Below are 18,078 nucleotides of genomic sequence, written 5' to 3'. Positions count from 1 at the left end.
ATGGAAACTGTTTACATTGCAAATAGCATAACAATAGTATATAATTAAAGACACATTAGGAGAATTGTATCGAATGTGCGCATCAGGTAAAAAATTGATGTTGGAGCTTCCGCTGAAAGTCGTTTTGACGGAGGAGGGCGCTTCAAATTTTATCAGCCATAAAAAAAGGCTGCTGCGGTTCCGGCTTGCAGACAACATAGATGAATACGGCATCTCCCTAAATAAATTTTCTCCGCAGTCTATTCAGAGTATGCTCCTTCTTGATTATATTTCCAAGATTGAGATGTCAATGCCTGAATTCGTATCATCCCGTCAGGAAGTGATGGATCTTTCTAAAATCATCGTTTATTCGCTTCTGTACAAACAGTTTGACAGGGATATTTATAACGCCATTCTTCAGTGCGAGTGCGTGCGCAGCTATAACCGCAAAAATCCGGCGCATCTTATAGACGAACGGACAAAAATGAGCGAAAAGCAGCTTCGCGGTATCCTTATTAACAAGGACGACGTTATCAGCGCAATCCGCAAGGAAATTCTTGATCCTGTGTGGGAAGCAATCCGCTCTAACAAAGACTATTCAATCGAAGAAAAAAACGTATATATGCTTATGTCCGAAAAGTTTATGAACAGAATGGGACTTATGAACTGGTACATCATTACGCTTTTTCATAAGGCAGACGGTTTTTCTGATATGATAGTTTCAATCCGTAACCTGCTTTCATCTTATATGGAAAAATCAAAGGTTGCAGAATACATTTCGGTTATGGTTATGGAACTTGCGCTCAACAACGAAAACGCAAATATCCGCAAGGAAGCAAAGAATATGTTTCCGAATGTTGATGACATAAATGCGCTTCTTCTTGAACCTGAAACACGTACAAAAATCGTAAAGGAATTGCAGCGCAAGCGCGTTCTTGTATCTGTTTCCTGGAAACTTGGCGGTGGTTCTACTTCCATAGGAAAGCAGGGGCGGCTTCAGATTACGCTGTACAATAAAGACGATGAGTTTCAGGAAGTTAAGGAAAATATTGAGTCAAAGATGTCTGCCGATACGCAGAAGCGGACGCTCATTGACTTTTACCGGGAACTCCCTGACGGTCAGGAAGGTACGGATCTGGGACTGTACTATCTTTCCTATCTTGATGACGCGTGTAAAAAAGTAAACGTAAAATTTGAATCTTTGGTAAATCAGTTTTCTGCCAGTGACCTTACCGTCATCAACCTGATTTTTAACTTCTAGTATGAATGATTGTCCCGCGCTGCTAAAAATAATTTTCTCTTTCTTATGCGCGTTTTTTGCGCTTTTTGCGTCCGGCTGTTCTGACTCCGAGCCGAAGCTTTCATCCGTTGAGGGAATTGTAGTTTTTGATTTTGAAGACGAAACTTCTGCGCCGGATGCACGCCTTTCCGTGTTTGCCGAAACAGAAAGCGATGCGCACCGCGTAGAAAAAATTACAGTTTCCAGCCGCAGTACTCAGTTTGAGTGGACTGCATTTGAACCGGTAATTATTGCAAACGAAAAAAAACAGTGGGCAGGGTATACTGATTTTGTCTGTCCTGCTTTCCGAAAAATTCCTGCTGGTCTGTACCGGCTTGTATACACTGACGGCGAAGGGCGCGAAGTTGAGTCGTCCTTTTCTATTGTCTATCCGGAAAAAATTGGCGCTGCTTCAGCAGCAGATATAAAAAACGTTCTGGACGGTGAATTTTTTGAGCAGGTTGCTGTTTTTGATGAAACTGATGCGCTTTTGTATTATGGTCTGAAAAAGGAAAGCTGGGCAGAGGACAAAAAACTGTTTTCTGCAAACAAAGGTGCTTCTTATTACCGGACGTGTCTTGTGGTAAAAAATGCCACTGCCGTCTGTATTCTTCCGGCTGTTTATAAAGACCAGCGGTCTTAAAAAATACGAAAAAGGTTTATATGAGTAGTGATATAGTATATGAAAATCAAGACGATGCCGGCGCGGAAAATCCGTTTTATCGCGCGGTAAAAACGTATGTTCTCCGAAAAGGCAGGATGACTGCCGCGCAGGAGCGTGATTACAACGAACTTTCTCCGGTGTGGTGCATACCGTTTGAGAATAAAAAAATCAATTTTGTTGATATTTTCGGAAACACAAATCCTGTTGTCGTGGAAATAGGCTTTGGAATGGGAACGGCAACTGCTGAAATCGCCGGGCGCAATCCTGATATTAATTATATTGGAATTGAGGTTCATACTCCGGGAGTGGGGCGACTTTTGGGTGAAATACGTAAGCGTGACCTGAAAAATCTTTTTATAATTGAACACGATGCGCTTGAAGTTCTTGAGTGCATGATTGTTGACGGTTCAATCAGCGGTTTTCATATTTTTTTTCCTGATCCCTGGCAGAAAAAACGTCATCACAAGCGCCGTCTTGTACAGCGTCCGCATACTGATTTAATTGCAAAAAAACTTGCTCCGTCAGGATATTTGTATTTTGTTACGGATTGGTATGAATACGCCGAATTTGCGCTTTCCCAGCTTACTGATACGCCGTGTCTTCATAATAAATACGAATCATTTGCAGAAAGTCAGTCCTGGCGTCCTGAAACAAAATTCGAGCGGCGCGGACTGAATGAGGACAGACCTATTACGGAGTTGTATTTTTTGAAAGATGAGTAACAGTTTGTTTGACGTTGAAAAGCTTCAGTCTGAAAATGACAGGTCGCTCAGAATTACAGAACTTTCTGCGCTTATACAGCGCTATCAGAAGTCATATTACAACGGTGAGGGCGAAATAAGCGATGCGGAATTTGATGCATTGTGGGATGAGTTAAAATCTCTTGATCCTGACAACGCTATTCTTCATTCCGTCGGTGCTGATTCCGGTAATTTTGAGAAAATCCGGCACATTATGCCTATGGGAAGCCAGGAAAAAGCCGCCGACCCGGAGCAGTTTCTTGCCTGGGCAAAAAAACATTCGTATCCGGAATATCTTGTGGAATATAAGCTTGACGGCGCTTCTCTTGAACTTCAGTACGAACACGGACTTTTGCGCCGTGCCGTAACGCGCGGAGACGGTTCTGTCGGAGACGATATTACTGCAAACGCGAGGAAAATGAACGGCGTTCTTCCCGTGCTTCTTTGCGACGGTAAAACTGTTGACTATACAGGCGGAATTCGCGGCGAAGTGATTATGACGCATTCGGTACATAAAAAGTTTTTTTCCGACAAGGCAAACTGCCGCAATGCCGCAAACGGACTTATGAAGCGCAAGGACGGCGAGGGCTGTGAAAAACTGACTCTCATAACGTATGATGCGTTTGCTTCAGATGGAAAACAGCCGTTCAGCGACGAGGAAGAAAAAATACTCTGGCTTAATAGATGCGGTTTTACTGTCGTTCCGTTAAAAATCTGTACTGCACCGCAGGAAGTAATTGACTACCGCGCGTCCGTAATGGATATACGGAAAACCCTTGAATATGATATAGACGGTCTTGTCGTAAAGGAGCGGACGATTCGCTATGAAGATGCGGCACGCGCGCGTCCTGACAGGCAGATTGCGTTTAAATTCAGCCTTGAGGAAGCCGTTTCTGTGTTGCGGAAAGTTGAATGGAGCATAAACGGCGGAACGTACACCCCGGTTGCAGTTTTTGACGAAGTTTTGCTGAACGGAACGACTGTTCAGCGTGCGAGCCTTGCAAATCCAGACACAATGCGCGCTCTCGGCGTAAAAATCGGCTGTAAGGTCGTTGTTGTAAAGCGTGGCGAGATTATCCCGAAAATAGAAACTGCAATTCACGAAAACAGCGGAACGGAAAGCGAAATTCCAGTTCCTGAAAAATGCGAAGTGTGCGGCTCGGCTCTTTCTGACGAAGGTTCTCGCCTTTTCTGCCCGAATAAAAACTGCGGAAAACGCATTCTTCACCAGCTTTTAAAATGGGTGAATGTCGTTGACATAAGGGATTTGGGTGAATCACTTGTAGAGACGCTTTTTAAAAGCGGCCGTGTACGGTGCATAAGCGATTTTTATACGCTTACTACGGCAGAACTGACACCGTTTTTCCTGAATGAAGAAAGCATTGCCGCAGAAAAAAAATCTCTTGGCGCGGAGAAAGTAATAAAATCGATAAAAAGCAGGGTGAATATGAGTCTTTCCGTCTTTGTTGCAGGCTTTGACATTGAGGGAATAGGCGAGTCTTCCTGCGAAAAACTTGTTGCCGCCGGTTACGACACCCTTGACAAGCTGCTTTCTATGACGGAAGAACAGGCGGCAGCCGTATACGGTTTTGCCGACATTATGGCGCATATCGCCGTTGAAGGGCTAAAAGAAAACGCAGAAGAAATGAAGTCCCTTGCTTCTGGTACAATCACCATTATTGCCGCTGCGGAAGGACTTTTTTCCGGAAAAACGTTCTGTTTTACAGGTGAACTTGTTTCTATGAAACGTGCTGATGCAGAGCAGATTGTGCGGAGTCTTGGCGGTTCCTGCAAGTCTTCCGTTACAAAAGATTTGTCATATTTAGTAACGAATGATACCGAATCCGGCTCGTCTAAGAATAAAAAGGCGGCGCAGTTTGGAATTCCTGTCATTACGGAAAAAGAATTTCTTTCACTTGCTGGGAAATAGGATATGATGAGAAAATCAGCGCGTTTTTTTACCGTTCTGTTTAATGTGATTTTCTCTTTTGTCCTGTTTTTCTTTGTTCTGAATGCCGTTCTGTTCGGGCTGTGTTTTCCGGCTGGCACAATGCTTCCGTTGCCGGAATATCAGATTTTGCGTGTAAATGTTTTGAGTAAAAGCCGGTCTTTTTCAGGAAGTTCTGTGAGTGCAAGAATTGCTATTCTTGATATGCAGGGAAATGACTGTGCCGTAATCGAACGCAGCTGGAACGGCGACTATCTGTATGTAACGTTCCGGACAGCGGAATTCAACGGAAAAACGTTTTTCTTTCCTGAAAAAATATATGGCTCTGAATCGGCAGTGTTAAAAAAATCTTTCGGCTCGCACAAGCGCGGAACAAACCTTCTTTCATATTATTTGGAAAATAACCAGTGCTTTCTGACTGGAAACCGCAGTTCGTACCTGCACAGAAAAAATATGTTCATTCTTGCGCGGTTTGCGTTCAGTCCGATGGCGGCCGTTGCATCAGGTTTTTCAAGCCGGTATACCGTAAATCTTTCCGAATGTGAGCCTGAAAAAGATTACGGCGTTTTTACCGGCTCTGAAGACGGACTTGTTCTCCGCCTTCAGTAATGTTTCTGTTTTTATTTTTGTCCGTCAGATGACGAAAATGTAAAATCCCTCATGAAAAAGTCCGGCGTTACGGCCGCGGCATTAAGGCGTACTTCCCAATGCAGGTGAGGACCTGTTGCAAGTCCGGTAGAGCCGGAAAGTCCTATTTTCTGTCCCTGCCGTACAAAATCATTTTCCTGAACGTCAGGCGAACTCAAATGGTAGTAAAGGCTGTATAATCCCGGAAGATGCTCGATGACGATGCTCCAGCCTGTAGAAATTCTGAATTCTGACATAACGACCCTGCCGTCTGCGCAGGCGTAGACATCCGTTTTTTCAGGAACGCCGTAGTCGTGTCCGTAATGATATGAAGTTTCGCTTTGTCCGTCCGTGTATTTGTAGACGCGCTTGTCTCCGAAATATGCGGTCATTCGCTCGGATTTTACAGGATGTACGAACGGTTTTAGCGAATAGATGTCCTGCGGCATAACAGTTTCAAGAATATTGTTCAGTTTTTCAATCTGAGCCATACGTTCCGCCGTCATATTCTGCTTTATTCCGGAATTCCGTTCGTCAAGGTCAAGGACTTCGCTGTTGAAACTGCGCGCTTCGACTTTAAACGGAAGAATAATCTCTTTTTCCGGCGTAACGCCGGCGGTGAAAATAATTTTCAGCGAATAGTGGCTGTCAGGGACTGTCCACAGGGAAACAGGAATTGAGGCAAGCATTTCTGCCGCCGGCTGTTTCTTTGCCTTCTGATTAAAAAAATAGAACTGTGCTGAGTCGATTTTCCTGTTTCCTTTCATAAGGATTAGGGATGCCGCCGTGTCTGGCGCATTTTTTTTCTTCAGCGTTTTCGAAATCTTTACGTTCATTCTGGCAAATACTGCATCTCCTGGTCTTGCCGTTTCGTTGTATGTTACGGTTCCGGTATAATTATCGTCCTGAAATGATACCGTGTTTGAAAACGCAAGCGCGCCGTTAATCACAAGTGCTATGAAAAAAAATGTTTTTTTTGTCATTTTCGATGTCCTTCTCCTGTCTGATATAATAAGGCTTTTAGCCGGCTGTTTTACTCCGAAACGGATGATTTTTGTGCATCAAGCAAAATCATCTGCGGCGTAATCGTGCCGTTATAATAATTCCGCGTAACGTTAAAAATAACGTCAAGCCTGTCCTTTACCGAAAAATCATTATTCAGGCGCGCGGCTTCTCCCCAGAACAGCGCCGGGAATTTATATTTTCCGCAGTCAAACATAATTTTAAGGTGCTGGCGCTCTGTCTTTCCGAGAATTACGGCGTCGGAAACGGCAAGGTTTTTGGAGATAAAGCGGAGCTCAGGATTTTCCTCGCCGAACGGCTCGAATTTGTCAATCAGCGTGAGCAGTTCCGGCGTGATGTAATCGGCAGGAAGCTCCGCGTCTATGTCAAGGCTGTCGTTTTCTTCGTCCAGCGTAATTTCCGGAAGCATCGACTGTATTTTCTGAATGAAAGCATCCAGTTTTCCGGCGTTAAAACTGAATCCCGCCGCCGCATTGTGTCCGCCGTGGTTCAGGAAAAAATCCGTGCCGAAACTGTCAAGAAAATCAGTTGCAATCAGATTGCGGCAGCTTCTCATAGAGCCTATGGCAACAGTTTTGTCTTCTGAAAACGTAATTGCTATTGCCGGAACGTTATATTTCTGCATAAGTTTTGAGGCAAGAATGCCTGTAATTCCACGGTTTATCCTTGCGTCTTGTACTATGCACAATTTGTTCTGAAATCGGGCAAGGCTTTCTTCTGCCTGCCGTGCGGTGTATGATTCGCCGTCGGCAACAAACATTTTACGCTGTTCGTTCATTTCCTGAATTTGAGCGGCTTTCTGGTTCCGTTCCTGTGGACTTTCTGAAATCAGAAGTTCAAGCGATACTGTTGACTGTCCCATTCTTCCTGCCGCATTCAGTGACGGTATGATTTTCCAGGAAAGATCCGTAGAGGTGATTTTTTTTCCTGCAAGGTCGCTCCTGGCAATCAGTTCTGCAAGTCCTTTTCTGATTTTTCCTGCATTCATTGCGGCAAGACCTGTTTTTACAAAAATTCTGTTTTCATTTTTAAGCGGCATGATGTCTGCAAGGGCGGCAACAGCAACAAGCTGAAGGTCATTTTCGCTGTCGATTTTATGCTTGGGGAATATTTTTTCAGCTGATTTTTCGGCGAACGTAACGAAAAGATTGTAGAAACTGTCAAGTTCGGTAAGAGGAGAGTCGGAGTAGCGTGCGATTTTCGAAATGGTACGCAGTTCTTCAAGTGATTTTCCGAGTACGAAAGGAAGCTGTTTTGCGATCTCCGGCTGCATATCAAGCATCTGGAATTCTACGCCTGTTCCGAACAGTTCTCTCAAGTGCGTTTTCGTTTCTTTTTCGTTCCACACAAAAATCTGCTGTCCGCTTAGAAAATCCGGGAGTTTTGTATTGTATACGGACGTACTTCCCGGTATTGCAGAAAAAGTATGCCTTGCTTTTTTTACAAGGTTACGGATTTTAAGGCAGTCTACCGTATATGAGTCTTTTTCCGGTTTTACGTGCATAAGGCAGAAATCCTGACCGTACAGTTCAGTTCTGCTGAATCTCAATGCAGACACCAGCTTGAATGCAACTGCTGCACCTGAAATGTCCGTAAACGGATAGCCGGAATCTTTTGTCTTTGGGTCTACGATTACGGCTGCTGCAGGGAGAATTTCAGGCGGGTTGTGATGGTCTGTTACGATAACGTCTATTCCAAGATCGTTTGCGTGGTCAATTTCCGCATTGTTTGAAATTCCGCAGTCTACGGTAATTATAAGCGCGCTGAAACCGTTGCAATACGCTTCAAAATCGTCTACTGCTTCCATTGAAAGACCGTATGCGTCTTCACCTACAGGAAGGCGGAACTGAACGTCAGCGCCCCTGTTCTTAAGGTAGCCGTAAAGAATGGCTGTACTCGTAATTCCGTCTACGTCCTTGTCGCCGAAGATAAGGATTTTCTCTTTTTCTTCAATCGCCTGATTTATGCGCTCTACTGCGTCTTCCATTGCACTGAACAGGAACGGCTGGTGCAGGAAACGCGTGTCGCTTTCCATATAATACATAACGTCCTGTCCGCTTGTAATCCCGCGGCGTGCAAGGATAGACGCTTCAAGGTAGTCGAATTTGTATTTTTCGTGCAGCCTTACTACGTCTTCTTTTTTTACTGACTTTTTATTAAATTTTTTCAATTTGTATATATCCTGATAAAATTATTTTATTACCGTATAAATAAGCGGACTTTTCTGCGGTGCTTCCGGTGAATACGTTACCGCCCTGCCGAGTGCATCTTTTGCTTCGCCAAGACAGCCGTCGTTCTTTCCGAAAATCTCCATTATAGTTTCGCCTTTTTTTACGTATTCTCCGCTTGTGCGGTGCAGTATCATTCCTGCATCAGGGCATACAGCATCCGTCGTCTTGTTTCTTCCTACTCCGAGCGTTACGCCTGCAAGACCTGTTTTGTATGCGTCAATGAAGATAAATCCGTCCTGTTCTGCTTTAAGTTCCGTTTTGAATGCAGAACGGCGTTTTCCGCACTGTTCAAGAACTTTCTCCGGGTTTCCGCCCTGATCCTTTATGTTTTCAAGGAATTTTTCAAGCGCCGCTCCAGAGTCGACTGCGTTACGGCACATTTGCTCTGCCTCTTTGTCAGAAGCGGCTTTTCCTCCGAGCAGAACCATCTCTTTTGCAAGTGCGTACGTTTCTTCCATTACGTCAGCCGGACCTTTTCCCTTAAGGCATTCTACAGTTTCTTCAATTTCAAGGAAATTACCGATTTTCTGTCCAAGAGGCGTACTCATATTGGTGATGAGGGCGGATGCTTTCTTTCCCATAGCGTTTGCTGTTTTTACAAGGAATTCTGCAAGAAGTTTTGCATCAGGGAGTGATTTCATAAACGCGCCGGAGCCGCATTTTACGTCAAAAACAAGGCAGTCGCTTCCTTCTGCAACTTTTTTTGAAAGAATGCTCGCCGTAATCAGCGGCACTGACTCTACCGTTCCCGTAACGTCGCGCAGGGCATACAAAAGCCTGTCTGCAGGTACGATTTCTTTTGTCTGTCCTGTCATTGCGTAGCCTGTTCTGGCAATTAGGGCGCGGAATTCATCCGGTGAAAGGGATGTCCTGTAGCCTTCAATAGATTCAAGCTTGTCGAGAGTTCCGCCGGTGTGACCTAGCGCCCGTCCGCTCATCATCGGAACCTGAATGCCGCAGCAGGCGGCAATCGGGGCAAGAGGTAGGGAGATTTTGTCTCCTACTCCGCCTGTAGAATGTTTGTCTACAAAAGGACCTTTAAGTCCGTCTTTTTCATAGCCGTGAAGCTGTATTACGTTTCCGGAATGAAGCATACAGTCTGTAAGAATTCCTGTTTCTTCAAACGTCATTCCATTAAAATAAACTGCCATGAGAAATGCTGAAATCTGGTAGTCTGGAATAGTGCCGTCTACATAGCCTTTGACTAAAAATGCGATTTCTTCTGCGGAAAGCGTCGTACTTCCAGAAAGTGTCTGTCCGCCTTCTTCAGTGCGGATTTTTGTTCCGCGCTTTTTCATAATGATGTCTGTTGCTCTCATAAAATTCCCATTCCTGTTTCAAGGCACGTAAGGCGCGAGCCGCACGCGTTTTCGATAAGATAGAATAAAAACTGCTTAAGCTGACCAGCAGATTCTGCGCTCATAGGAATAAGCCGTGATTCTTTTGGTGTAAGCGAAGAAACGGCGGAAAGATACCGCACTGATTCTGCATTCAAGATAAGGCTTGAAGTTCCCGACCCGCAGGCGGAGCAGGCAAAACTGTTTTCGTTGACGTTATAGACTGCTCCGCCGAGTTTATATGATACCGTATCGCCGCCGTTTTTTCCAGTAAAAAAGGGTTCTCCGCACTGGCTGCAGCAGGATATGTCCGGCTGTACTCCAAGAATTTCAAGAAACCGCCATAAGAAGCGGATAAGCCCTAACGTACACTGTCCGTCCGTTCCGCAGAGTTCAAGACCGTCTATAAATCCGTTGAAAACAGTCCAGCACGAAGGGGAATTTCCTGCGCATTTTGTCTTAATCAAAATTTCTGCCGCCAGAGCCGCCGACCAGGATTTTATCAGGTTTTCCCGGAAAGAAAGGTGATAGCGCTTTACGTCAAAGTCGGAAAGCTTGTAGTTTTTGTACTGCGAGGATTCTGAAAGGTAGACTGTGCCTGCGTTCCAGGGGGAAGCAAGCGACTTCAGCCTGCTTTTAGGACCGCCGTACATCGTTGCGTATAATATTCCGCTTTCCTGCGTAAAAAAACAGACTGAGGCGTTGTTTTCGCCGAGCGGTTTTACTGATAGTACGATGCCTTGTTTTATACTGTTCTGTCCCATACGAATTGGTGATATTCTAGCACAAAACATAAAGTTTGACACTTGCCTGCAAAATTACTATAATGAATTCAATTTTTATACAGAGGTTTTTTTGATGGAAACAATATTCCCGCTTGAACAGCTTGCAAGTTTTGATGGCAATATTTATGAAATTACGGTAGCAGCCAGCCGCCGTGCATATCAGATGGCAAAAATCAATGATCCGGAAATTGAACGCAATGCCGGAAAGTCAGTTTCTGTAGCTGCACGCCAGCTTTTCTGCAAAAAAGTAAACTATCGTATCGAATCTCCTGCAAATAAATAAAATGCGCATACCCGTCATCGTGGTTTTTGCGCCGACTGCAACTGGAAAGACTGCCCTTGCCCTGACTGTATTCGGGCGCGGCAGTCATTCTTTTTTTAAAGATAAGGCAGAGCTTATAAGCGCAGACTCAATGCAGGTCTACCGTAAACTTGACATCGGTACTGCAAAACCGTCTTTTGAAGAGCGTCAGGAACTTGTCCATCATCTTATTGATATTCGTGATTATACGGAGCAGTATAACGCTGCCGATTTTGTTTCCGATGCCGATTTACTTTGCCGCGAAATCTGGGAGCGGGGGAAAATTCCTGTAGTCGCAGGAGGAACAGGCTTTTATATCCGTAATTTTCTTCTGGGACTTCCGGAAACTCCTGAATCTGACGAAACGCTGCGCGAAGAACTGAAATCAAGATGCAGGGAAAAAGGCGCGGAATTTATGTACCGTGAACTTTTGCGCGTAGATTCGGAGAGTGCCGCTAAAATCCATATACACGATGAGTACCGTATTCTCCGTGCGCTGGAGGTATTCTACCTGACCGGAAAACCGCGCAGCTCATTTTCCGTAAGCAATACGCTTCGTACGGAGTATGATTTTACGACCGTCATTCTGCAACGCGACCGGAATGTTCTGTACAGGCGGATAGATGAGCGTGTAGAGCAGATGTTCAGTCTCGGGCTGGAAAAGGAGGTGCGCGCTCTTATGGCAGAAGGAGCCTGCGCTGATATGCCGGGTATGAAGGCAATCGGCTACCGGGAATGGTTTTCCGGAGATATGGATAGTTCCGGCGGCATTGAGCGTATAAAAGGCGAAATTCAGCATTCAAGCCGGAAATATGCAAAAAAGCAGTATACTTTCATTCAGGGAATTCCGGGTGCTCATTTTCTTTCTGCCGATGACGAAACGGCTTTAGTCCGTGATTTTGAAGAGTGCCTTTACCGTTCATTAAAAATAATGCAGTAATATGATAAAAAACAGTAATAGCCCCTTGACGTAAAGGTGAATAAAATGGATAATAAACATCACTTTACTAGTAGAGGGGTGCCATCGTGCCTTGTGGAAAAAAAAGAAAACGCCAGAAGATGGCGACACATAAGCGTAAGAAGATGCTTAGAAGAAACAGACATAAGTCAAAGTAATTTTTGCTTTAATAATGTCTTAAGAGACCGCGAAAGTTTACAGCTGGAGCGGTCTTTTTTTTGAAAGGTAAAAAAAGATAAAATACAGTGTTCCTGCGGTTGCAGAAACCAAAAAACATACTTCTTTGACTGGGGATTTATACGTTACTTTCAAAAATTCATTCACCTGAAGATATAAAGCATTTTTCTCAAAAAGAATTGAAAGCACTTGCGGCGGAAATCCGCAGGACGATTATAGAAGTAGTCGGAAAGAACGGCGGTCATCTTGCAAGCAATCTGGGCGTAGTTGAACTTACGATTGCGCTTCACCGCGTATTCAACAGTCCTGAGGACGCAATTGTGTGGGACGTAAGCCACCAGTGCTATGCCCATAAACTTATTACGGGGCGCTATGCAGAATTTGCAACTCTCCGGCAGGCGGACGGACTTTCCGGTTTTACGAAAAAGGCAGAAAGTCCGCATGATTTTTTTGACAACGGACATTCTTCTACCTCTATTTCATCTGCACTTGGACTGATTACAGCCTGGAACCTTCAGGAGAAGGGCGGACACGTAATTGCCGTTATCGGTGACGGCGCGCTTACCGGCGGAATGGCGTTTGAGGCTCTTTCAAACGCCGGTCAGCTTGCAAAAAATCTGATTGTCATTGTAAATGACAATCAGATGTCCATCGACCAGAATACGGGCGCGCTTTCAAGCTATCTTAGCCGCCTTACGATGACTACGCACTATCAGTTTTTCCGCCATTGCATAGATAAATTTGTAAAGCACATTCCGTTTTTCGGTTCGTTCCTAACAAAATTCATTTTCCGCTTCAAGCGCGGTCTTAAAGGACTTCTTTTTTCAAATAATCTGTTTTCCGACTTCGGTTTTGAATACGTAGGTCCGCTTGACGGTCACGATGAAAAAGGTCTTGAGAACGTTCTGAATATGGTAAAGGATATGAACCGTCCTGTCGTCGTTCACGTAGTTACAAAAAAAGGAAAAGGCTACAGCCCGGCGGAAGACCATCCGGAGCGTTTTCACGGAATCGGCCCGTTCTGCATAAGCGACGGAACTGTTGAAAAATTCGATACGCTCAGTTTTACGGAAAGTTTCAGCAGTTCCCTGATGAAGCTTGCAGAAGAGAGAGGCGATATTGTCTGCATAACCGCTGCAATGGCAAAAGGTACGGGGCTAGACTCTTTTGCGCGCCACTATCCGCATCGTTTTTTTGATGTGGGAATTGCAGAAGAACACGCTGTTACGTTTGGTGGCGGTCTTGCTCGTGGAGGACTTCTTCCTGTTATATGCATTTATTCTACATTTATGCAGCGCGCCGTTGACCAGCTTATTCACGACATTTCCCTGCAAAAACTTCACGCGGTGATTGTTCTTGACCGCGCCGGAGCAGTTCCGAATGACGGAGAAACTCATCAGGGGGTGTTCGACATTGCCTTGTTCCGCCCTGTTCCGGGAATTACGATTATGAGTCCTGCAACGGCTGTTGATCTTGATATATGCCTTCGCTATGCGGTAAACGCGGAGAGTGCTGTCGTAATCCGCTATCCTAAAATGTCCTGTCCGTCCGAGCAGCCGTCTTTTTCACTACCGGCAGAAACAGGGCGGGGTGTTCTTGTAACGGCTTCGGAGTTCTGTCCGTCGCTTGAAGTATCACTTGAAGATGATGTGGCTGTGAAAAACGTTCTTTTCGTAACGACAGGCGGAATGTTCTCAGAGGTGACTGTCGCAAGCCGTTCTCTTCTTATGAAGAATATAATTGCCGACATTTACACGCTCCGATTTATAAAACCGTTTGATTCGGAGTATTTTCTTGAGATTGCGCGCCGGTACGACGGCATTGTATTTGTTGAAGACGGCGTTGTAACAGGCGGAATTGCAGAATTCCTTGCCGGACTTTGCGCGGAAAACGAAATCAGTTGCTGTGCGGTGAAGGCGTTTCCGGATTCGTTTTTCAGTCAGGGATCACGTAGCCAGATTTGCGAACAGGCAGGAATGAGTCCTGCCGATTTGCAGAAAGCGGCTGAGGACATATTAAAAAGATGAAAAAACTGTTTCTTGCGGACAGGGTGATTGAAACTTCCCGTCCGGCATTCGTAATGGGCGTTGTAAATGCGACTCCTGATTCTTTCTGGAAGGAAAGCCGCGGCGGTGCGGAAAATGCGCTCCGCCTGATTGACGAGGGCGCAGACATTCTTGATATAGGCGGCGAATCTTCCCGTCCGGGAAGCGAATATGTTTCCGAAGAAGAGGAACTCAGGCGGATTATTCCGGTAATTGAAGCTGTCCGCAGGCGGAGTTCAATTCCGGTTTCTGTAGATACGCGCAAAAAAAACGTTATGAAAGCGGCATTCGAAGCAGGCGCGGACATTCTGAACGATATTTCTGCACTTGAGGACGATGATGAGCTTGCACCCTTTGCAGCATCCGTTGCCATTCCTGTAATTCTTATGCACAAGCGTGGCATTCCAGTTACGATGCAGAACGATACGTCATATTCAGATGTTTTCAGGGAAGTTTCTGACTATCTTGAAAGCCGCGCAGACTATGCCGTCCGCTCCGGTATTTCTTCTGAAAAAATCATCGTTGATCCCGGAATTGGTTTCGGAAAAGATTTGAATGCGAACGTTACGCTTATCCGCCGGTGCGGTGAACTGTGCGGAAAAAAATACACTGTCCTTATGGCTCTTTCCAGAAAAACGTGCATCGGGCAGATGACCGGGCGCGACGTAGAGGACAGGCTTTTCGGTACGCTTGCGGCGGACATTATTTCTGTTATTAACGGTGCGCAGATTGTTCGCGTTCACGATGTAAAAGAAACAGTAGATACTTTGTCCGTGTTGAGCTATACTATATAGCATACTTGGGAAAAAACATTGAAATCTGCAGAAACTCTTATAAATATGTACAATATTCTTCGTCCGATACTCGACGTTGTGGTTCTGACGTTTCTCCTTTATAAATCCTATGCAATCGTCGTAAAGACGAACGGCATTCAGATTATAAAGGCGGCTGTCATTGTTGCCATTTCGTACGCGGTTGCTGTCCTTTTGAAACTTCAGACGGTCATCTGGATTTTCAATGCGCTTGCGCCGGTTCTCCTTATTGCATTTGCAATTGTGTTCCAGCCGGAACTGCGCAAGATGTTTCTGAAACTGGGGCAGAGCCAGTGGTTTGCGTTCGGAAGCCGCTCCAAGCATACGTATGTTGATTCTGTTCTGATTGCGGCAGAAATGCTTTCAAAGCAGAAACGCGGAATGCTTGCAGTTTTTATGCGGCATACAAAAATGGACGATATCATTCAGAGCGGAACGAAGCTCAACGCAGACCTTTCGTCAAGCCTTCTTGTAACGATTTTTGGAATGGACACGCCGCTTCACGATGGTGCCTGCTTTATCCAGGGCGGAAAGCTTATTGCGGCAGGATGTTTTCTTCCTTTGAGCGAACAGTATGATATAAAAAAGACGTTCGGAACGCGCCACCGTGCTGCACTCGGACTTTCTGAGATTTCGGATGCGGTGGTGCTTGTCGTTTCTGAGGAAACTGGCGCAATGAGCCTTGCGTACGATTCAAAGCTTCACTACGACCTTTCTGCAACGGAAATTACGAAAATTCTTGAAAATCTGCTTGAAATAACGCCAGAATCCTACAATATGGAGGATACGATAGATGAACATAAAAAAGCTGATTGAAAAGATTTCTGACAACTGGGCTGCAAAAATCATCTGCTTTGCGCTTGCCATATTCATTTATATCTTCCATCAGGTTGCGCTGCTTGATAAAAAAACGTTCTCCGTTCCGCTTAAAGTTGAATCAGAGGGACTTCTTACGCCGTCAAGTCAGATTCCGCCTTACGTAAAGGTAAGCGTCCGCACAAAATCAGACAGTATTTCTGCCGTTTCTTCTGCCGGGATAAAAGCGTATTTGTATCTTGAAGAATACACTGAGCCGGGAATTTACAGTGTTCCGGTAAGTTTAAAGCTTTCTTCAGACCTTATGCTTGTTGAACCTCTTGAAATTTCCGTAAAGCCTGAAATTCTGCGTGTTGAACTTGATGAAAAAATACAGAAATATATTCCTGTAGAACCATCTGTTTCTGGCGAAGTTGAAAAAGGATATAAAATTTCTGCGATGGAAGTAGTGCCGTCAACGGTAAAAGTTGTAGGCCCGTCACGGATTGTGAACAAAATGAAGCGTGTTTATACCGCAAAGGTGAACGTCAAGGGTGCTGCAACAGGTTTTATGCAGGAAGTTTCTCTTGACGACGTTAACCATCTTGTCAAACCGCTCCCGGAGTCTGCCTTTAAGGTTACTGTTGTTGTAGAGCCGGAGCAGGGCGAAATGAAATTTGAAAACGTAATGCCTTCCATTGTCAATCTTAATCCGCTGTTCCTTGTGGAAAATACTGTCCCGGCCGTGACGTTTACGGTTGGCGGAACTGTTCCTGTGCTTGACAAGATAAAACCGGATGACGTTTCCGTTTGCATTGACTGCATTTCGGTAGAAGCGCCGGGGGTATATGAGCTTCCTGTTGTATATTCAGTTCAGCCTCCGCTTTCTGTAACGGAAAAAAGCCTTGAAACTGTTTCCGTAACGGTGATAGAGGCTTCCGTAATGCAGGAGGAAACTGAAGCGGAGGAAGATGGTTCTAGTGAGGCGGAAGCTGAGGGAGAAGGCGTAAAGGAAATGGAAGATGCGGCGGCGGAGCTGCACGAGGAGCGCCGGTGATTTTCGGAACAGGCGTTGATATTACGGATGTCCGGCGCTTTAAAAAGTGGGTGGAACAGCCAGAGTTGATAGACCGGTTTTTTAATCCGCTGGAAAAATCATCCGGAAAATCGATAAGCGCGCAGTGCCAGCATTATGCGGCGCGTTTTGCCGCAAAAGAAGCGTTTTCCAAGGCGCTCGGCACGGGAATACGTGATTTTGAACTTAAGGATGTGTATATACAGAATGATGAATCTGGGAAGCCTGAACTGTGCGTCTGTGCCTCTGCCCGAAAAGTGCTTATGGAAAAATGCGGTGAATGTACCGTTCATATTTCCCTGAGTCACGAAAAAGAATATGCGGTCGCTTTCGTCATAATAGAGCGGGAGCGCTAAAAAATCAGTCTGTGCGGCGAATGTACGGATTTGTGCAGGACGCTGCTTTTTACGGAGGATATATGATTGCTGGAGTAAAAAAAGCTGACGCAAAAAAGAAACCTGCAATATCATACTGGTCAAAAGAAAAATGTATTTGTCCTGTATGTAAGAAAAGTTTTGACAGGGAAGTTATGCTCAGCGGAAACGGACGTATGATTGCCGGAAACCTTTCTGATGATTTGCACCGTACGTTTGAACCGTCTGCCAGATTCGGACGCATTTATCCTCTTATTTATGAAATCGGTGCCTGTCCGAACTGCTATACTGCGCTTTTGTGGAACGATTTTAAGGAACTTAAAAACAGGGATGCCGAGGAACGGATTTTTTCCCACAAGGAAGACAGAAAGAACAAGGTAAATACGATTTTTCCGCATTTTGTGCTGAACCGAGAGCGTACGATTTTTGACGGCGCGGCAATGTATTATCTTGCAATCCTGACTTACAGCGATGCAAACCCGGAACTTCTTCCGACGATGAAGTCAGCTTTCCTTACGCTGCGCCTTGCCTGGCTTACGCGAGAACTGAATGCCGCCTGTCCGGGACATAATTATGATTACGTTTCGCAGGTGTTCTACCGTAAGGCGCTGTTTTTTTATAACCAGTCAATAATAAATGAAACTGAGCGCGTTGAAAAATGTTCTACGCTTTCAAATTTCGGACCTGATATGGACAAAAACTACGGCTGGGATGGCGTTATTTATCTTCGCGGTCTGCTTGAATATAAATACGGTCAGAAAGATGATTTGCAGCTGCGCTTGAAAAGCCTGAGTGAGTCAAAAACGGCGATTGCGCGCATATTCGGTCTTGGAAAGTCGTCTAAGGACAAGCCTGGACCTCTTCTGGAAAAGGCGCGTGATTTGTATGATATGCTCAGTAAAGAAGTAAGCGACGATGATATTTAGTT

Annotated in this window: 17 protein-coding genes; 13 read left to right on the top strand and 4 right to left on the bottom strand. The window is 45.1% G+C overall.

What is annotated here, in order from left to right; all coding sequences use genetic code 11:
* The first annotated feature begins 73 nt into the window (after positions 1-73).
* From B5D55_RS05395 to B5D55_RS05375, 5 genes are read left to right on the top strand one after another with little or no spacing between them, the layout of a single operon-like run.
* Positions 74-1,240, top strand: coding sequence for a DUF8084 family protein (locus B5D55_RS05395; protein ID WP_078932988.1), 1,167 nt, complete (start codon positions 74-76; stop codon positions 1,238-1,240).
* Position 1,241: 1 nt separating this feature from the next.
* Positions 1,242-1,901: a hypothetical protein gene (locus B5D55_RS05390; RefSeq protein ID WP_078932987.1), complete on the top strand. Its 660-nt coding sequence runs from the start codon at positions 1,242-1,244 to the stop codon at positions 1,899-1,901.
* A gap of 20 nt (positions 1,902-1,921) precedes the next feature.
* Positions 1,922-2,644: a tRNA (guanosine(46)-N7)-methyltransferase TrmB gene (trmB, locus tag B5D55_RS05385; protein ID WP_078932986.1), complete on the top strand. Its 723-nt coding sequence runs from the start codon at positions 1,922-1,924 to the stop codon at positions 2,642-2,644.
* Positions 2,637-4,592, top strand: a complete 1,956-nt coding sequence (ligA, locus tag B5D55_RS05380; RefSeq protein ID WP_078932985.1) for an NAD-dependent DNA ligase LigA — start codon at positions 2,637-2,639, stop codon at positions 4,590-4,592. The genes trmB and ligA overlap by 8 nt, the downstream gene beginning before the upstream one ends.
* Before the next feature lie 3 nt (positions 4,593-4,595).
* Positions 4,596-5,219, top strand: a complete 624-nt coding sequence (locus tag B5D55_RS05375) for a hypothetical protein (protein ID WP_078932984.1) — start codon at positions 4,596-4,598, stop codon at positions 5,217-5,219.
* An 11-nt stretch (positions 5,220-5,230) separates the two neighbouring features.
* On the opposite strand, the gene B5D55_RS05370 is transcribed toward B5D55_RS05375, so the two are convergent.
* The 4 genes from B5D55_RS05370 to recO are packed head-to-tail and all read right to left on the bottom strand — an operon-like array spanning position 5,231 to position 10,592.
* Positions 5,231-6,220, bottom strand: coding sequence for a M23 family metallopeptidase (locus tag B5D55_RS05370; RefSeq protein ID WP_078932983.1), 990 nt, complete (start codon positions 6,218-6,220; stop codon positions 5,231-5,233).
* Positions 6,221-6,270: 50 nt separating this feature from the next.
* Positions 6,271-8,430 (bottom strand): single-stranded-DNA-specific exonuclease RecJ, encoded by a 2,160-nt coding sequence (recJ, locus tag B5D55_RS05365; protein ID WP_078932982.1) that lies wholly within the window; start codon positions 8,428-8,430, stop codon positions 6,271-6,273.
* A gap of 21 nt (positions 8,431-8,451) precedes the next feature.
* Positions 8,452-9,810 (bottom strand): thymidine phosphorylase, encoded by a 1,359-nt coding sequence (locus B5D55_RS05360; RefSeq protein ID WP_078932981.1) that lies wholly within the window; start codon positions 9,808-9,810, stop codon positions 8,452-8,454.
* Positions 9,807-10,592, bottom strand: coding sequence for a DNA repair protein RecO (recO, locus tag B5D55_RS05355; RefSeq protein ID WP_159446162.1), 786 nt, complete (start codon positions 10,590-10,592; stop codon positions 9,807-9,809). The genes B5D55_RS05360 and recO overlap by 4 nt, the downstream gene beginning before the upstream one ends.
* Before the next feature lie 94 nt (positions 10,593-10,686).
* Here recO and B5D55_RS05350 point away from each other — a divergent pair, with 94 nt between their 5' ends.
* The 8 genes from B5D55_RS05350 to B5D55_RS11445 all read left to right on the top strand — a co-directional run bounded on the left by B5D55_RS05350 (position 10,687) and on the right by B5D55_RS11445 (position 18,076).
* Positions 10,687-10,896, top strand: coding sequence for a DNA-directed RNA polymerase subunit omega (locus B5D55_RS05350; RefSeq protein ID WP_078932979.1), 210 nt, complete (start codon positions 10,687-10,689; stop codon positions 10,894-10,896).
* Between the two features lies 1 nt (position 10,897).
* Positions 10,898-11,854 carry a tRNA (adenosine(37)-N6)-dimethylallyltransferase MiaA gene (gene miaA, locus B5D55_RS05345; RefSeq protein ID WP_078932978.1) on the top strand — a complete coding sequence of 319 codons (957 nt, stop codon included), beginning with the start codon at positions 10,898-10,900 and terminating at the stop codon, positions 11,852-11,854.
* Positions 11,855-12,159: 305 nt separating this feature from the next.
* Positions 12,160-14,076, top strand: coding sequence for a 1-deoxy-D-xylulose-5-phosphate synthase (gene dxs, locus B5D55_RS05340; RefSeq protein WP_327199042.1), 1,917 nt, complete (start codon positions 12,160-12,162; stop codon positions 14,074-14,076).
* Positions 14,073-14,888 carry a dihydropteroate synthase gene (gene folP / locus B5D55_RS05335; protein ID WP_078932976.1) on the top strand — a complete coding sequence of 272 codons (816 nt, stop codon included), beginning with the start codon at positions 14,073-14,075 and terminating at the stop codon, positions 14,886-14,888. Before dxs ends, folP begins: the two co-directional genes overlap by 4 nt.
* 45 nt (positions 14,889-14,933) lie before the next feature.
* On the top strand, positions 14,934-15,722 hold the full coding sequence (cdaA, locus tag B5D55_RS05330) for a diadenylate cyclase CdaA (protein ID WP_078933071.1): 789 nt from the start codon (positions 14,934-14,936) through the stop codon (positions 15,720-15,722).
* Complete coding sequence (locus B5D55_RS05325) at positions 15,700-16,758, top strand: CdaR family protein (RefSeq protein WP_078932975.1); 1,059 nt, start codon at positions 15,700-15,702, stop codon at positions 16,756-16,758. Before cdaA ends, B5D55_RS05325 begins: the two co-directional genes overlap by 23 nt.
* Positions 16,755-17,132 (top strand): holo-ACP synthase, encoded by a 378-nt coding sequence (locus tag B5D55_RS05320; RefSeq protein ID WP_078932974.1) that lies wholly within the window; start codon positions 16,755-16,757, stop codon positions 17,130-17,132. The genes B5D55_RS05325 and B5D55_RS05320 overlap by 4 nt, the downstream gene beginning before the upstream one ends.
* Before the next feature lie 62 nt (positions 17,133-17,194).
* Positions 17,195-18,076 carry a DUF2225 domain-containing protein gene (locus tag B5D55_RS11445; protein ID WP_143593218.1) on the top strand — a complete coding sequence of 294 codons (882 nt, stop codon included), beginning with the start codon at positions 17,195-17,197 and terminating at the stop codon, positions 18,074-18,076.
* Positions 18,077-18,078: the final 2 nt, after the last annotated feature.

It is taken from the genome of Treponema porcinum (genome assembly GCF_900167145.1).
GTDB lineage: Bacteria > Spirochaetota > Spirochaetia > Treponematales > Treponemataceae > Treponema_D > Treponema_D porcinum.
This window is presented reverse-complemented; position numbering and strand designations above follow the sequence as displayed.

Bases quoted from the DNA above. Each gene is read 5' to 3' on its own strand.
- B5D55_RS05325 (WP_078932975.1), top strand. From the start codon at position 15,700: ATGAACATAAAAAAGCTGATTGAAAAGATTTCTGACAACTGGGCTGCA.
- trmB (WP_078932986.1), top strand. From the start codon at position 1,922: ATGAGTAGTGATATAGTATATGAAAATCAAGACGATGCCGGCGCGGAA.
- B5D55_RS11445 (WP_143593218.1), top strand. From the start codon at position 17,195: ATGATTGCTGGAGTAAAAAAAGCTGACGCAAAAAAGAAACCTGCAATA.
- B5D55_RS05390 (WP_078932987.1), top strand. From the start codon at position 1,242: ATGAATGATTGTCCCGCGCTGCTAAAAATAATTTTCTCTTTCTTATGC.
- folP (WP_078932976.1), top strand. From the start codon at position 14,073: ATGAAAAAACTGTTTCTTGCGGACAGGGTGATTGAAACTTCCCGTCCG.
- recO (WP_159446162.1), bottom strand. From the start codon at position 10,592: ATGGGACAGAACAGTATAAAACAAGGCATCGTACTATCAGTAAAACCG.
- B5D55_RS05360 (WP_078932981.1), bottom strand. From the start codon at position 9,810: ATGAGAGCAACAGACATCATTATGAAAAAGCGCGGAACAAAAATCCGC.
- B5D55_RS05395 (WP_078932988.1), top strand. From the start codon at position 74: ATGTGCGCATCAGGTAAAAAATTGATGTTGGAGCTTCCGCTGAAAGTC.
- B5D55_RS05370 (WP_078932983.1), bottom strand. From the start codon at position 6,220: ATGACAAAAAAAACATTTTTTTTCATAGCACTTGTGATTAACGGCGCG.
- B5D55_RS05375 (WP_078932984.1), top strand. From the start codon at position 4,596: ATGATGAGAAAATCAGCGCGTTTTTTTACCGTTCTGTTTAATGTGATT.
- cdaA (WP_078933071.1), top strand. From the start codon at position 14,934: ATGTACAATATTCTTCGTCCGATACTCGACGTTGTGGTTCTGACGTTT.
- B5D55_RS05350 (WP_078932979.1), top strand. From the start codon at position 10,687: ATGGAAACAATATTCCCGCTTGAACAGCTTGCAAGTTTTGATGGCAAT.
- miaA (WP_078932978.1), top strand. From the start codon at position 10,898: ATGCGCATACCCGTCATCGTGGTTTTTGCGCCGACTGCAACTGGAAAG.
- ligA (WP_078932985.1), top strand. From the start codon at position 2,637: ATGAGTAACAGTTTGTTTGACGTTGAAAAGCTTCAGTCTGAAAATGAC.